Source organism: Devosia sp. CN2-171, from assembly GCF_049354815.1.
Lineage (GTDB): Bacteria > Pseudomonadota > Alphaproteobacteria > Rhizobiales > Devosiaceae > Devosia_A.
The window spans coordinates 1,609,993-1,624,727 of the sequence record NZ_CP186479.1 but is presented as its reverse complement, the minus strand read 5'-3'; the positions used below and the strand labels follow the sequence as shown (position 1 = coordinate 1,624,727).

Below are 14,735 nucleotides of genomic sequence, written 5' to 3'. Positions count from 1 at the left end.
GCCATGATAGCTACAGACAATAGCTATGAAAGTCAACAGCGACGTTGCGGCACGACACCTGCCACCATCACCGGTGCCACCAGGTGCAGCGGCATGGTTTCCGCGTTCAGGAGGAGGGCGGCGTCGCGCGGGCGCCGCCCAATCGCACTACATCGGCATCAGTTCGGCGACCTCGACCGAGCCGCCTGCCGCATAGATCGGGCAGCCCTTGGCGAGCGAGATGGCGTCGTCGAGGCTCTTGGCCTCGAGGATGGAATAGCCGGTCAGCGCATTGCCGTCGGTGCTGGTCACGCGTCCGTCGGCGCCGATGGTTTTGCTCGGTCCGGCCGGGTTGCCCATGTCGGCAACGGCGCCGCCCATGCCCTTGTACCAGGCGATCCATTTGGCCATCGAAGCTTCGAGGTCTGCGGGTGAGGAAGCGGGCGATCCATGAAAGCCCAGGATGTACTTGGCCATCTTTCGTTTCCCTGTTTTGCCGCTGCTTACGATCACATGCTGGTCGGCAGGTTCAGCGGTTTGCCTGTCTCGAGCAGCGTCTTGAGACCTGCCACGACCACCGGCCAGCCGGTGTCGATACCGGCATTGGCCTTCTCGTAATCGTGGTGGGTGATGGTGAACTTGACGACCTCGCCCATCGGCTCGATCGCGAAGGTGACGAGCGTCGGCTGCGAGTTCTCGGCCCAGCTCGGAATGAAGGTCGAGACGATCTTCTTGAGTGGATCGATCTCGATCACTTCGCCGTCGAGCATCACCTGGCCGTCGCCGGTGAGGTAGCGGAAGGCGCCGCCGCGCTTGAGGTCGCTGTCGATGCGCGTGCCATAGTAGTACAGCGCGGTTTGCTCGGGTTTGGTGAGGGCGTCCCAAAGTGCCTCCGGTGTCGTCCGGATGTAGGTCTCGAGCACGAAGTTTGGTTTGTCGGCCATTGGAACTGAACTCTCCAAGCTGTTCTTCAGATCGAGCGCGAAGCGCGCGAACGGTTTCTGGTACGGCGCGATCCAGCGATCGGCGACTTCCTGGATCGGGGAGGCGTTCAGATAGTGGTACTTGAACCGCCCCTCCTTGCGGCTCGTCACCAGCTTTGCCTCTTCGAGCACCTTGAGGTGCTTCATCACCCCGAACCGCGTCATTCCGAGCCCCTGTTCGAGCTCGGTCAGGGTCTGTCCGGCTTTGTCCCTCAAGCTATCGAGCAACTGTCGCCGGGTCGGATCGGCCAAGGCTTTGAAGACGGCATCCACAGGAAGCACGATAGGTGACCAAATGGTCACGTGTCAAGGGTGCGTGATCCGACAGCGCAACGGAACCGGCTAGAGCCAGCGGCGCGTTCGGTTCAGCAAGGCTTCGTAGGTGGGCCCGAACTTGCGGCGCAGGTAGGCCTCTTCGCGTACGACGATGAGGCGGTCGAGCGCCAGCCAGAGCACCGGCGTGGCGATGACGCCCCATTCCAGCGAGAACACCAGGCTGACGCCAAGCAGAGCGAGCACCATCCCCAGATACATCGGGTTGCGCGTGAACCGGTACGGCCCCGACGTGACGATCTTGAGTGCGGGCTGTGTGGGAATGACGTTGGTCCCCTCCCGCTCGAACAGTCGCCTTGCCGTTGCCGCCAGCCAGATGCCGCCGGCGACCAGCAGCACGCCGATGATCACCTGCAGGTTGAAGCCAACCGGGGCCGCCAGGAACTGCAGCGGCAGCAGCCAATCGAGAATGATCGCCAGTACCAGCGCAGCGAGCGGCAGAAGCGGTGGCAGCACCGGCACCTGCGGATTGTCGACCTCGAGATTGGTCATCATCATTTCCTCCATCCCATCCATAGAATCTGGGCTTGCGCGACCGAAAGGACAAGGCACGAGGCGGATTTGCGGCGTTGGACCCAATGGATGGGATTGGCAGCCACCGGGGCAGGGGCTAGAACCCGCCTGGCCGTGCAATCGACTACTCGGCCCGTTCGATCGGAGGTTCCCCAAATGGCGAAGACCAAGACCGCGGCCGCTGCCGCAGCAACCGGCTATGGCGAGCTTAGCCTTGCCGGCCAGTTCCAGCTCACTTCGCCCAGGAACAAGCTGAAGCTGCCGATCGCCCTGCCGGGCGACGTGCACACGGCGCTGCTCGAGGCCAAGGAAATCCCCGACCCCTATTTCGCCCGGAACGAGGTCGAGGTGATGTGGGTCAACAAGACCCCGTGGACGATGGAGCGGAAGTTCGAGGCGACGCCGGAAGAGATCGGCGGCTTCCTGACGCTGACGCTCGACAATGTCGACACGATCGCCGCGATCATCCTCAACGGCGAGAAGATCGCCGACACGCAGAACCAGTTCATCCGCTACGACATCGATGTGACCGGCAAGGTGAAGGCCGGCACCAACACACTGCGCCTCGAATTCGCCGTGACCCGCGACGTGGCGAAGGCCCGCTCTGACGCGCACCCGTTCCCGATCCCCTTCACCTACAACTACCTGTCAAACGGCCTCGAAGGCGTGCATATGAACTTCGTGCGCAAGGCCGCCTGCCATGCTGGCTGGGACTGGGGCATCTGCCTGATGCCATCAGGTGTCTATGGCCGCATGGTCATCCGGCGCTCGAAACTGGCGCGCCAGGAGAGCGTTACGGTCGAGCAGGCGCATGGCAAGAAATCGGTCGAACTCTCGATCACGACTCGTGTTTTTGCCTTCGGTGAGGGTTCGGTTGAACTGATGCATGAGATCGACGGGCAGAAGCTTGCCGACAAGGTCGTGGTGCGGCCGGGCGAGAACACCTTTGTCCACAACGTCACCATCAAGAACCCAAAACTCTGGTGGCCGAACGGGCAGGGCGAGCAGCCGCTCTACGAACTCTGGACCACGCTCGATGGCGAAGTGACCAAGCGCAAGCTCGGCCTTCGCAAGCTCGAGTGGCTGGTCGAGAAGGACGAGATCGACCATTCGTTCAAGGTTCGGATCAACGGCCGCGACATCTCGATGTTTGGCGCCAACTGGATCCCCGCCGATGCCATCCCGTCGCGCATCACGCCGGACACCGTGCGCGACCTGCTCGAGAGCGCCAGGGCCGTGAACATGAACATGCTGCGCATCTGGGGCGGCGGGCAGTATGAGCCCGACTACTTCTACGAGATGTGCGACGAGCTCGGCATCCTCATCTGGCACGATTTCATGTTCGCCTGCATGAGCTATCCCTCCGATCGCGCCTTCCTCGCCGACGTGCGCACCGAGATCACCCAGCAGGTCCGGCGCCTGCAGCACCACGCCTCGATCGCCATCTGGTGCGGCGACAACGAGGTGATCGGCTCGCTGCACTGGTACCCCGAGACCAAGGCTGCGCCTGAGCGCTATGTCGCCAACTACGACCGGCTCAACTCCATGCTCGGCTACATCGTCGAGGATGAGGACCCGAGCCGCCGCTTCTGGCCGAGCTCGCCATCGCTGGGCTACATGGATTTCTCCGATGGCTGGCACCTCGATACGCGCGGCGACACGCACTACTGGAGCGTCTGGCACGAGGCCAAGGACTTTTCGGCCTACCGCAGCGTGAACCCGCGCTTCGCCTCCGAGTTCGGCTTCCAGAGCTTCACCTCGATGAACGTCATCGAGACCTTCACCAAGCCCGAGGATCGCAACCCGACCTCGCCGGTGATGGAAGCCCACCAGCGCAACACCGGCGGCAACTCGCGCATCCTCGAAACGATGACGCGCTATTTCCGCTTCCCCGAAAACTTCGAGAAGATGGTGTTCCTGAGCCAGGTCCAGCAGGGCCTCGCCATCAAGACCGCCATCGAATACTGGCGCTCCACCAAGCCGCGTTGCATGGGCACGCTCTACTGGCAGATCAACGACATCTATCCGGTCGCCAGCTGGTCGAGCCTCGACTATGGCGGCCAGTGGAAGCTGCTCCACTACATGGCGAAGCGCTTCTTTGCCCCGATCAACGTGGTTGCCGTGCCGGATGGCGACACCATCCTCCTCAAGGCGATCAATGACACGGCAGACAAGGCCGAGATCGCGGTCGAAGTGCAGGCGGTCGATGCGGCTGGCAGGGCGCGGGTGATCGCGACCGCCAAGGCGAAGACCAACCCGGACAAGGCGGTCGTCGCCACCAAGGTGAGCCTCGCCGACCTCGGGCCGAACGAGTTCCTGTTCTTCAGCTGGACCGCGGAAGACGGGAAGCTCCTCGGCGAGAACGACTACTTCCCCAAGGCCTACAAAGCCTACGAGATCGGCGAAGCCAAGGTGACGGCGAAATGGTCCGGTGGTGACAAGACGCCGGTGCTGACGCTGACAGCAGACAAGCCCGCCATGTTCGTGACCGCCACCGTGGATGTCCCCGGCTACTTCTCCGACAATGCCGTGACGCTGTTGCCGGGCCGCGAGGTGCAGCTGAGCTTCACGCCGCGCAAAGGGGCAGCGGTGAGCAAGGACGCGCTAGCGAAGTCGCTGAAGGTCAGCCACCTGCGCGAGACGTACTGACGATTGACCGATGACGGCGGCGGCGAGACAATTGCAGGCATGACCACCAGCGAACGCCTTGCCCTCGGCCTCATCGTCATAGGCGTGCTGAGCCGGCTGATTCCGCATCCGCCCAACGTCACGGCGGTAGTCGGCGTGAGCCTGCTCGGTGCCTACGCCATTCGCAGCCCGTGGCTCGCCGCGCTCATTCCGGTAGCGGTGATGGCGCTCGCCGACCTCGTGCTCGGCTGGCACAGCTCCGCGCTGTTCACCTATGCCGGCATGCTGGGCGGCGCGTTGATCGGCCGCGGCCTCCTGCACCGGCTGTCGCTGCTGCGGTTGGGCTCGGCTGCATTCCTCGCCAGCCTGCTGTTCTTCCTCGTTTCGAACTTCGGGGTCTATCTCGGCGGCTATTACGGCTACGGCCTCGACGGGCTCATCGCCTGCTATGTCGCGGCCATCCCGTTCTGGGGCCTGAGCCTTATCGGTGACCTCGGTTCGACCGCGATCCTCTTCGGGCTGTTCGTCCTCGCGGGCCGCTGGACGGAGGGGCAGGGCCGAGCCCTGTCACCGGGCGAGCCGAGACTTTAGTCCACACTGGACCGATTGGTCCCGCTCCGGCATTGACAGCGTGCGGCCTCGCCCGTTTGCTGAGGCAGCCGCTGCTGTCTCGCGGCCCGGACTTGTCATGAACTCCACCATCGCCCCTGTCGAGGAGCGCCGCAATTTCGGCATCGGCCTGCTGCTGTTCTCGCAGCTGTTCTTTGCCACCCTCGATACGTCGGCCAAGTATCTCGGCTTCATCGGGCTGCCGCTGACGCAGATCGTCTTTATCCGCTACGCCATCCACGTGGCGCTGGCGATCGCGCTGTTCCTCCCGTTCCAGCGCAACCTGTTCGTTTCGCGCAACTGGAAGCTGCAGCTGATGCGCGGGCTCTGCCTGCTCGGGGTCACGGCTGCCAATTTCGGCGCCATGCGCTTCCTGCCGCTCACCGTGACGGGCGCCCTGATGTTCACCATGCCGCTGATGGTCACGGCTCTGTCCGGTCCGTTCCTCGGCGAGACGATCGGCTGGCGCCGTTGGGGGGCCGTCGGCGCCGGTTTCATCGGTATCCTGATCATCGTCCGGCCGGGCACCGAGGCCTTCCATCCGGCCTCGCTGCTCTGCCTTTCCGGCGCGCTGTGCGCGGCATTCTACAGCATCATTACGCGCAAGCTCGCCGGGGTGGATTCGGCCGCGACGCAGCAGGTCTATTCCGGCCTCATCGCGCTCACCTGCATCACCCCCTTCGCCTTCAACGGCTGGGTCTGGCCGACCGACGGGGCAGGGTGGTTCGCCTTCGTCGCCATCGGCGTCACCGGAATGATCGCGCACCAGCTCAACACCATCGCGCACCGTTTCGCGCCACCGTCGACACTGGCGCCGTTCAGCTACACCGAGCTGCTGCTGCTGGCGCTCGCGAGCTGGCTGATCTTCTCGGAGCCACCGGATGCCTGGTTCTACCTTGGCGCACCGATCATCATCGGCTCGGGCATCTACATCTGGTTCCGCGAGCGCCAGCTCAACCGGCCCATCACGGTAGATCCGGTGGAGGACTGAGCGTGGCCGCCACCATCAAGCCGATCGAGGATCGCCGCCTGCTTGGCATCAGCCTGATGCTCGGAGCGTATTTCTGCTACACGGTGATCGACAGCTGCGCCAAGCTGATGACACAGGCCGGCCTGCCCACCATGGAGGTCGTGTTCGTCCGCTATGCCGGCCAGTTCATCCTGGTGCTGGCGTTCTTTCTGCCGCAACGGGGCCTCAGGACGCTTGCGACGACGCGCAATCTGACGGTCGAGGTGGCCAGAGGCCTATGCCTGCTCGGCTCGACCATCGCCAACTTCCTCGCCCTCGTTTATTTGCCGCTCACGGTGACCTCGGCGATCTCGTTCACGATGCCGCTAATCCTGTGCGCCTTGTCGATTCCGCTGCTCGGGGAAACCGTTGGATGGCGGCGCTGGGCCGCCATCGGCGTCGGCTTCCTTGGGGTGCTGGTCATTGTCCAGCCAGGCACCGAGGCGTTCCATCCAGCGGTGATCCTGTCACTGATTACCGCCCTGTTCGCCGCGCTCTACAACCTGCTGACCCGCAAGCTCGCGGGGGTCGATTCGACCACCACCCAGCAGTTCTACGCCGCTACCGTGGCCACGGTCTGCATCGCCCCGTTCTCGCTCGGCGGCTGGGTGTGGCCGCAGGACGCGATGACCTGGGCGCTGTTCGTCGGCATCGGCGCAGCGGCGCTGGTCGGGCACCTGCTCGTCACCACCGCCCACCGCTTTGCGGCGGCCTCCGTGCTCGCCCCCTTCGGCTACCTGCACATCATCTTCATGACCGCCGCGAGCTGGCTCATCTTCAACCAGCCGCCCGATGTGTGGATCTTCGTCGGCGCCCCCATCGTCATCGCCTCCGGCCTCTACATCTGGCTGCGCGAGCGCAAGCTGGCGAAGAAGGTCGTCACCGAGGTGTTGGTCGAGGACTAGACTGCAGGCGGCAGGGCTCGCCGCCTGAGCAGCCCATTCCCCGGCGCGAACAGCAGCGCCAGGAGGAACACCGTGGCCTGGATCAGCACAATGCACGGGCCCGTCGCGCCGTTGATGGCGTAGCTGATCAGCGTGCCGAGGATGCCGGCCCCAACCGCTACCGTAACCGCGATCGCGAGCATCGCCTCGAACCGCTTGGCCAGCAGGAAGCCGATGGCGCCCGGCGCGATCAGCATGGCGACGACGAGGATGATGCCCACCGCCTTGAGCGAGGCGACGATGGTGATCGAGAGCAGGGCCAGCAGCCCGTAGTGCAGCAGCCGGACCGGCAGGCCGATGGCGCGGGCGTGCTGGGGATCGAAGGCGTAGAGCAGGAAGTCGCGGCGCTTGGCGAGGACGATGACCAGCGTGCCGAGCGCAATGATCGCGGTCTCGATCAAGTCGCCCCAGGTGACACCCAGCATGTCGCCGAAGAGGATGTGGCTCAGGTGCTGGTCGGTCTCGATGCGCGAGAACATCACAAGGCCAACCGCGAACATGCCGGTGAAGACGATGCCCATGGCAGTGTCTTCCTTGATGCGGCTGTTGTCCTTGAGGTAGCCCGTGCTGATGGCCGAAAACAGTCCGGCTACGAAGGCGCCGATGGCGATCGGCAGACCGATCACGTAGGCGACGACGATCCCCGGCAAGACGGCGTGCGAAATAGCGTCGCCCATCAGCGACCATCCCTTGAGCACGAGGAAGCACGAGAGCACCGCCGATACTGCACCGACGAGGATCGCAACGAGCAGCGCCCGTTGCATGAAGTCGTAGCTGAGCGGCTCGACAACGAAGGTGGTGAACCACTCCATCATTCGGCTCCCGCTTCACGCAGTGCCCGGCGACGGGCAGCAAGCCGGCCGTGCTTGGGGGCAAAGAAGAAGGCGAGGAGGAAGAGCAGCGTCTGTAGCGAGACGATGACGCCGCCGGTCGCGCCGTCGAGGAAGAAGCTGATATAGGCGCCCACGGCGGCGGTGGCCGAGCCGAGGATCACGGCGATGATCAAGAGGTTCCGGAATCGGTCGGTCAGCAGGTACGCCGTAGCGCCTGGCGTCACCACCATGGCGATGACGAGGATGGCGCCGACTGTCTGTAGCGCGGCAACCGTGCAGGCGGCCAGCAGCGCGAAGAACAGCACCTGCAGCAGGCGCGGGTTGAGCCCCACGGTGCGGGCATGGCTCTCGTCGAAGAACACCAGCATCAGGTCCTTCCACTTGAGGATGAGGATAGCCAGCGACACCAGCGAGATGATCACCACCTGGATGACATCGCCGTCGGAGATGCCGAGGATATTGCCCATGATAATCGCCTGGACGTCGACGGCGGTGGGGTTGAGCGAGACGATCAGCAGGCCGAGCGCGAAGAAGGAGGTGAAGATGATGCCGATGACCGCATCTTCTCGCAGCTTTGTCCGGGCCCGGACGATCACCATCGATGCCGCGGCGAGGCCACCGGCGACGAAGGCACCGGCCGAATAGGGGAGGCCCAGCAGGTAAGCCAGTGCCACGCCCGGCACCACGGCGTGCCCGAGCGCGTCGCCGATCAGTGACCAGCCCTTGAGCATCAGGTAGGCGGAGAGGAAGGCGCACACCGCACCCACGAGTGCCGAGACCCACATGGCCTTGACCATGTAGTCGTAGCTGAACGGGACGAGCAGTTCCTCGATCATTGCTCGTCCTTCGGCTTGCTCGGCGAAGCGGGCTTGCTGCCGCCGTTCTCGCCGTAGAACACCACCGGCCGCTCGTCGTCGGTCAGCACCGTGACGCGGCGCTGGTCCTTGTCGTCGTGCAGGTCTTCACCGGCCAACTGGAAATGCCGCAGCACGCCGCCGAAGGCCTTCTCGAGATTGGCCTGGGTGAACACCTCGGCGGTCGGGCCGAAGGCGAGCACGGTGCGGTTGACCAAGACGACCTGGTCGCAGAAATCCGGCACGCTGCCGAGGTTGTGGGTGGAAACCAGCATCAGGTGGCCCTGCGCCCGCAACTCGCCCATCAGCGTGATGATGGCGGACTCGGTCTGAACGTCGACGCCGGTGAACGGTTCGTCGAGCAGGATAATGCGGCCTTCCTGGGCGAGCGCGCGCGCGAGGAAGACGCGCTTCTTCTGGCCGCCGGAAAGCTCGCCGATCTGGCGCTTGCGATAGTCGCTCATGCCCACCCGGGCGAGCGACTGTTCGACCAGTTCGCGATCGCGCGGCGAGGGCATGCGGAAAAAGCCCATGTGGCCCTGCCGGCCCATCATCACCACGTCCTCGACCAGCACCGGGAAGTTCCAGTCGACCTCCTCGGCCTGGGGCACGTAGGCGACGATGTTGCGCTTCAGCGCCTCGCGCACCGGCAGTCCGGCGATGCGCACCTCGCCAGAGATAGGCTGCACGAACCCCATGATCGCCTTGAACAGCGTCGACTTGCCGCTGCCGTTGACGCCGACGAGACCGGCAATAGTGCCGGCCCCGAGCCCGAAACTGGCATCGCGCAGCGCCACGTTGCCGTTGGGATAGGCGACGGTGACGTGCTCGACCTCGAGACTCGGCCGTGGAGCCGGGTTCCACGACTCATGCGGCACGTTGGGGGTGAGGGTCACTTGCCGAACCCTTTGGCGATGGTATCGACCGTGACTTCCAGCAGTTTGAGGTAAGTCGGCGTCGGGCCATCCGCCTCGCTGAGCGAGTCGACGTAGAGGATGCCGCCATAGGCCGCGCCAGTCTCCTTGGCGACCTGCTTCGCCGGCTTGTCCGACACCGTGCTTTCCGAGAACACCACCGGGATCTTGTTGGCGCGAACGGCGTCGATGACCTTGCGCACCTGTTGCGGTGTGCCCTGCTGGTCCGCATTGATCGGCCAGAGGTAGAGCTCCTTCATGTCGTAGTCGCGGGCGAGGTAGCTGAAGGCGCCCTCGCTGGTGACGAGCCAGCGCTGCTCCGCCGGGATTTGTTCGAGCCTGGCGCGGAGAGGCGCGTCGAGTGCCTTGATCTGCTCGGAATAGGCCGCGGCATTCGCATCGTAGGTTGCGGCGTTGGCCGGATCGTACTGGACCAGTGCCTTGCGGATGTTCTCGACATAGATCAGCGCGTTGTTCGGCGACATCCAGGCATGGGGGTTAGGCTTGCCGGTGTAGGGCCCCTCGCCGATGCTCATTGGCTCGACCCCGTCGCTCACCACCACCTGCGGCACATCCTTCACGTTCTCGAAGAACTTCACGAACCACTGCTCTAGGTTCATTCCGTTCCAGAGGACGAGATCGGCGCCCTGGGCCCGGACGATATCGCGCGGCCCCGGCTGGTAGCCGTGGATTTCGGCGCCCGGCTTGGTGATCGACTCGACGTCGGCCGCGTCGCCGGCAACGTTGCGGGCGATGTCGGCGATGATGGTGAAGGTCGTGACGACCTTGAACTTGTCCTGGGCGAGTGCGGCAATCGGCATCGTCCCGGCGATCAGGGCAACCGCCAGGAAGGCAAAATGGCGTCTAGAAAGCATCTGTCCGGCAATCCTAGTTGCGAATGGTTCTTATTAGCAGTTGAAGTTTGCCCATTGTCAACACCCCTTGCCCCGGCGATTGCTTTCGGCACCGGTTTCCGAGACGATTGGGTAAAACGAGTCCCGGAACCAGGGCCTTCCTATGCCTGCCTTCAAGTTGATCGACGCCACGCTTCCGGACTTCGGCATTCCGAAAACACGTCCGGAGCTCGACCGTTCCGTTTATGTGGCCCGTTTCAACGCTTTGAGCAGGGCGCGGCGCGCCGCCGGCCTCGATGCGCTGGTGGTCTACGCCGACCGCGAGCACGCAGCGAACCTCGCCTACATCACCGGCTTCGATCCGCGTTTCGAAGAAGCGCTGCTGATCATCGCGCCGGACCTGACGCCGACCCTGCTTGCCGGCCCGGAAAACCTGGGGCGCGCAATGGCTGCCGCCATCGAGGTGGAAGCGCGTCTCTACCCGCCGTTCGGCCTCATGGGGCAGGATCGCACCAAGACGCCGGCGCTCGCTGAGGTGCTGCGCAACGCCGGCATCGCGGCCAACCAGCGGATCGGTGTGCTCGGCTGGAAGTATTTCGGGCCCAACGAGGCCGCCAAGCCCGAGTCCTGGCTCGAGACCCCGAGCTACATCGCCGATACCTTGCGCCAGATCGCCGGGCCTGAGGGCAGGGTAGTCAATGCCAATGCGCTGCTGATGCATCCGGTCACCGGCCTGCGTGCCAAGAACGAGATCGTCCAGATCGCCCAGTTCGAGTTTGGCGCTGTCGCATGCTCAGAAGCCGTCAAGGCGCTGATCGCCAATGTCCGGCCCGGCATGAGCGGCTTCGATGCCGTGCAGCACATGCGGCTCGGCGTGCTCCCGCACTCGTGCCACACGATGTTCTCATCCGGTGACGACCTGGTCGGCCTCAACAGCCCAACCGGCCGCGTGCTCAGGAAGGGCGACCCGATGACCACTGCGGTGGGCTATTGGGGCGGGCTGTCGAGCCGCATGGGCTGGCTGGCCGAGGATGCAGGCGATCTGCCGGCGAACGTCCGCGATTATGTCGAGCGCCTCGCAGGGCCGTATTTCGCCTGCGCCGCCGAGTGGTACGAAACCATCGGCATCGGCGTCACCGGCGGCGAGCTCGATGCGCTGGCCCGTCGGCATCTCGATACACCGTTCTTCAAGCTGGTGCTGAACCCAGGCCACCTGATCCATATCGATGAGTGGATGAACACGCAGGTCTATCCGGGCTCGACCGAGCCATTCGGTTCCGGCCAGTGCGTACAGGTCGACATCATCCCGGCGGCGGGTGCGCCCTACTACGGCGCCAATATCGAGGATGGGATAGCCTTGCTCGATGCGCAGGGCAGGGATGAGTTGAAATCCTCGTTCCCCGACGTATGGGGGCGGATCCAGGCGCGCCGCGCCTTCATGGCCGATGTGCTGGGAATCAGGCTTAAGCCCGAGGTTCTGCCGCTTTCCAACCTCGCCGGAGCGATGCCGCCGTTCTGGCTGGCGCCAAACCGTATCGTTAGCAAAGCGTGACGTCGCGTTATTGCAGGTGCTTGCCAAGCGCCGCGGCGCTCTCTATCCGTTCTGCATCGACATTTGGCTGATTTCCGGCCGTATGCCCCCGCTCTCCGGTCAGGCGCACGAAGGGACTTCCAATTTCGACTGACCGGATAGACGGACACACGTTGGTCGCGTTCTGTCCACCACATAACTGCGCATGAGGGACTACCCGATGGAAAAGGGCACCGTCAAATTCTACAATGATCAGAAGGGCTACGGCTTCATTCAGCCGGACAACGGCGGCAAGGACGTGTTCGTCCACGCCACCGCCCTGCAGCGTTCGGGGCTCAACGCCCTGAGCGAAGGCCAGAAGGTCTCGTTCGAGACCGGCGAAGATCGTCGCACCGGCAAGGTTGCCGTGACCGAGATTCAGGAAGCCTGATCAGCGAACGGATTGATGTGGAAGGCCGGGCCTCGCGAGGGAGCCCGGCCTTTCTTTTTGCACTAGCGCGGCTTGCGGCCGCTGCCGGCCTCGCCCCAGGTGATCAGTCGCGCGCTGCGGTGACCGGTGAGGTAGATCCACAACCAGCTGATCGCCACCGAGATGCGGTTCTTGAGCCCGATCAGGAAGTAGATGTGGGCCAGCCCCCATGTCCACCAGCCGATCCAGCCAGTGAGTTGTAGCCAGCCGAAATCGATGAGCGCGGCGCTTTTGCCCACCGTCGCGATATCGCCGAGGTGCTTGTAGCGGAACGGGCCGATGGTCCGTCCGTCCAGCCGTGCCCGGATGACGCTCGCGGCGTACTTGCCGCCCTGCTTGGCAGCATCGCCGATGCCCGGCACCGGTTTGCCGTTTGGCCCTGCCACCGTCACGGTATCGCCGATGGCGAAGATCTCGGGATGGCCCGGCACGGTGAGATCGGGTTCGACCTTGATGCGGCCCGCCCGGTCCGCCTCGACGCCGAGCCATTTTGCGGCGGGCGAAGCAAGTACCCCGGCCGCCCAGATGATCGTTCCTGCATTGAGTTCGCCCGCCTCGAAATGCACCGCATCAGCGGTGACGTTGGTGACGGGACGACCGAGCATGACCTCGACGCCGAGCTTTTCGAGCGCCGATTTGGCATAGGACGAGAGGCTTTCACGAAAGTTGGCGAGGACACGTGGCCCCGCCTCGATAAGTACCACACGCGCCTCTTCTGGCCTGATCGTCCGAAACTCATTCCTGAGCGTCGTGCGTGCGAGTTCGATGATCGCGCCGGCCAGTTCCACTCCCGTGGCGCCTGCCCCGATAATCGCGAACGTCAGCAGCGCTTTGCGCCGCTCGGGATCGGTCTCTCGCTCGGCCGCCTCGAAGGCGAGCAACAGGCGCCGCCGCATCGCCGTTGCGTCCTCGAGCGTCTTGAGCCCGGGGGCAAAGGGCTCCCAATCGTCGTGGCCGAAATAGGCGTGCTGCGCACCGGTGGCGATGATCAGGCTATCGTAAGGGATGCGGCCGCCGTCCTCGAGTTCGACCAGCCGGTTAGCTGTGTCGATGCCCGTGACATTGCCGAGCAGCGTCGTCACCTCCTGCCGATGCTTGAGCAGCATGCGGATCGGCCAGGCGATCTCCGATGGGCTGAGCGCGGTAGTCGCGACCTGATAGAGCAGCGGCTGGAACAGGTGGTGGTTGCGCCGGTCGACGATGGTGATGTCGACATCGGCGCCCTTCAGCTTCTGGATCGCTGCCAGCCCGCCAAAGCCGCCGCCGATGACGACGACGCGATGTCTCTGAGCCTCGTTGGTCATTGTCGAACCCCGTTTTGCGCCCGCGACTTATGTGGGGTTTCGACGGTCATCGTCCAACGGTTCCGGGAGCACGGGTGGCATGCGCTGGGGGCGCGGCGCTAGAGGGTCAAGCGTCGGGCCCGTCGAACTCCCGCCGGGCTGCTTCGATGCTGTCGCGGTTGCGGACGGCGAATGCGCCGAGCGGCCGGACGCTGTCGGCAAAACTGACGCCAAGCTCGGTGAGTTCGTACTCGACGCGCGGCGGAATGGTGGCGAACGCCATGCGTGTAGCAAAGCCGTCGCGCTGCAGGTTGCGCAGGGTGAGCGTCAGCTGCTTCTGCGAGATGCCGTTCACTTCCCGAGCGATTTCGTTGAACCGGTAGCGGCCGGACCGAAGCACGGTCAGTACATCGACCGTCCAGCGTGCGCCGGCGAGGTCGAGCAACTCGTGGACCATCTCAAACTGGGTTGCTTCCATGACGCTCTCCTTCAACTGCGGGATATCCTTCAAACAGGACGCGTGCCGCCATGCGTCCAAAAGCCTGACCGACGCCGGCCCGGATTGCCTCGACATTACCGAAGCCCTGCGAACTGCCGACGCGCCGCATGATGGCGACGACATAGAGCCGGCCGAGCGACGGCAGGCGACGCTGCTCGGTCATCACGAAGCGTAGCACCTTGGGGGCGGCAGGGTCGGCGAGGCTGGCTTCGATCATCTGCTCGGCCGCTCCGCCGCCAAGTGGCGTCGCGGGCAGGCAGTGCTTGGCGACGACGCTCGCAACGAGCGCCAGCTTCGAACCGAAATGGTAGAGCACCGCGGATTTGCCGACGCCGCTGAGCCTCGCGACATCCTCGATGCGGGCACGGTCGTAGCCTTTGTCGAAGAACACCTCGAGCGCTGCATCGATCATCTGCTCGCGCCGGCCTTCGTAGCGGCGAAAGTTGGGGCCACGCGGCCCGCTGTCGGTGATAGGCGGTGCCAGTTCAGTCATAGTCGCC

The 14,735-nt window shown here is 64.3% G+C and carries 16 protein-coding genes; 6 read left to right on the top strand and 10 right to left on the bottom strand.

Features of this window, described 5'->3' with window-relative positions; all coding sequences use genetic code 11:
- Positions 1 to 147 precede the first annotated feature (147 nt).
- The 3 genes from ACOYW5_RS08095 to ACOYW5_RS08085 form a co-directional block, all read right to left on the bottom strand.
- On the bottom strand, positions 148 to 456 hold the full coding sequence (locus ACOYW5_RS08095) for a YciI family protein (RefSeq protein ID WP_423068737.1): 309 nt from the start codon (positions 454 to 456) through the stop codon (positions 148 to 150).
- Between the two features lie 32 nt (positions 457 to 488).
- The gene (locus tag ACOYW5_RS08090; protein ID WP_423069432.1) at positions 489 to 1,235 is read right to left on the bottom strand and encodes an ArsR/SmtB family transcription factor; all 747 of its coding nucleotides are present in this window, start codon (positions 1,233 to 1,235) and stop codon (positions 489 to 491) included.
- Between the two features lie 69 nt (positions 1,236 to 1,304).
- The gene (locus tag ACOYW5_RS08085; RefSeq protein WP_423068736.1) at positions 1,305 to 1,787 is read right to left on the bottom strand and encodes a methyltransferase family protein; all 483 of its coding nucleotides are present in this window, start codon (positions 1,785 to 1,787) and stop codon (positions 1,305 to 1,307) included.
- 177 nt (positions 1,788 to 1,964) lie between these two features.
- Here ACOYW5_RS08085 and ACOYW5_RS08080 point away from each other — a divergent pair, with 177 nt between their 5' ends.
- From ACOYW5_RS08080 to ACOYW5_RS08065, 4 genes are all read left to right on the top strand, one after another.
- Complete coding sequence (locus ACOYW5_RS08080; RefSeq protein WP_423068735.1) at positions 1,965 to 4,457, top strand: beta-mannosidase; 2,493 nt, start codon at positions 1,965 to 1,967, stop codon at positions 4,455 to 4,457.
- A gap of 39 nt (positions 4,458 to 4,496) precedes the next feature.
- Entirely contained in the window at positions 4,497 to 5,027 is a 531-nt protein-coding gene (locus ACOYW5_RS08075; RefSeq protein WP_423068734.1) for a DUF6580 family putative transport protein, read from the top strand.
- Between the two features lie 97 nt (positions 5,028 to 5,124).
- Positions 5,125 to 6,036: a DMT family transporter gene (locus tag ACOYW5_RS08070; RefSeq protein WP_423068733.1), complete on the top strand. Its 912-nt coding sequence runs from the start codon at positions 5,125 to 5,127 to the stop codon at positions 6,034 to 6,036.
- Positions 6,037 to 6,038: 2 nt separating this feature from the next.
- The gene (locus tag ACOYW5_RS08065) at positions 6,039 to 6,959 is read left to right on the top strand and encodes a DMT family transporter (protein ID WP_423068732.1); all 921 of its coding nucleotides are present in this window, start codon (positions 6,039 to 6,041) and stop codon (positions 6,957 to 6,959) included.
- Here ACOYW5_RS08065 and ACOYW5_RS08060 read toward each other — a convergent pair.
- The 4 genes from ACOYW5_RS08060 to ACOYW5_RS08045 are packed head-to-tail and all read right to left on the bottom strand — an operon-like array spanning position 6,956 to position 10,420.
- The gene (locus ACOYW5_RS08060; protein ID WP_423068731.1) at positions 6,956 to 7,810 is read right to left on the bottom strand and encodes a metal ABC transporter permease; all 855 of its coding nucleotides are present in this window, start codon (positions 7,808 to 7,810) and stop codon (positions 6,956 to 6,958) included. The genes ACOYW5_RS08065 and ACOYW5_RS08060 overlap by 4 nt on opposite strands.
- The gene (locus ACOYW5_RS08055) at positions 7,810 to 8,667 is read right to left on the bottom strand and encodes a metal ABC transporter permease (protein ID WP_423068730.1); all 858 of its coding nucleotides are present in this window, start codon (positions 8,665 to 8,667) and stop codon (positions 7,810 to 7,812) included. The genes ACOYW5_RS08060 and ACOYW5_RS08055 overlap by 1 nt, the downstream gene beginning before the upstream one ends.
- Positions 8,664 to 9,563, bottom strand: a complete 900-nt coding sequence (locus tag ACOYW5_RS08050) for a manganese/iron ABC transporter ATP-binding protein (RefSeq protein WP_423069431.1) — start codon at positions 9,561 to 9,563, stop codon at positions 8,664 to 8,666. The genes ACOYW5_RS08055 and ACOYW5_RS08050 overlap by 4 nt, the downstream gene beginning before the upstream one ends.
- A gap of 14 nt (positions 9,564 to 9,577) precedes the next feature.
- The gene (locus ACOYW5_RS08045; protein WP_423069430.1) at positions 9,578 to 10,420 is read right to left on the bottom strand and encodes a metal ABC transporter substrate-binding protein; all 843 of its coding nucleotides are present in this window, start codon (positions 10,418 to 10,420) and stop codon (positions 9,578 to 9,580) included.
- 196 nt (positions 10,421 to 10,616) lie between these two features.
- Between ACOYW5_RS08045 and ACOYW5_RS08040 the strand changes: the two genes are divergently transcribed.
- On the top strand, positions 10,617 to 12,005 hold the full coding sequence (locus ACOYW5_RS08040) for a M24 family metallopeptidase (protein ID WP_423068729.1): 1,389 nt from the start codon (positions 10,617 to 10,619) through the stop codon (positions 12,003 to 12,005).
- Between the two features lie 199 nt (positions 12,006 to 12,204).
- Complete coding sequence (locus tag ACOYW5_RS08035; protein ID WP_423069429.1) at positions 12,205 to 12,414, top strand: cold-shock protein; 210 nt, start codon at positions 12,205 to 12,207, stop codon at positions 12,412 to 12,414.
- 62 nt (positions 12,415 to 12,476) lie between these two features.
- On the opposite strand, the gene ACOYW5_RS08030 is transcribed toward ACOYW5_RS08035, so the two are convergent.
- The 3 genes from ACOYW5_RS08030 to ACOYW5_RS08020 all read right to left on the bottom strand — a co-directional run bounded on the left by ACOYW5_RS08030 (position 12,477) and on the right by ACOYW5_RS08020 (position 14,728).
- Positions 12,477 to 13,757, bottom strand: a complete 1,281-nt coding sequence (locus ACOYW5_RS08030; protein ID WP_423068728.1) for an NAD(P)/FAD-dependent oxidoreductase — start codon at positions 13,755 to 13,757, stop codon at positions 12,477 to 12,479.
- Between the two features lie 106 nt (positions 13,758 to 13,863).
- Positions 13,864 to 14,214 carry a winged helix-turn-helix transcriptional regulator gene (locus ACOYW5_RS08025; protein ID WP_423068727.1) on the bottom strand — a complete coding sequence of 117 codons (351 nt, stop codon included), beginning with the start codon at positions 14,212 to 14,214 and terminating at the stop codon, positions 13,864 to 13,866.
- Positions 14,195 to 14,728 carry a TetR/AcrR family transcriptional regulator gene (locus ACOYW5_RS08020; protein WP_423068726.1) on the bottom strand — a complete coding sequence of 178 codons (534 nt, stop codon included), beginning with the start codon at positions 14,726 to 14,728 and terminating at the stop codon, positions 14,195 to 14,197. Before ACOYW5_RS08020 ends, ACOYW5_RS08025 begins: the two co-directional genes overlap by 20 nt.
- Positions 14,729 to 14,735: the final 7 nt, after the last annotated feature.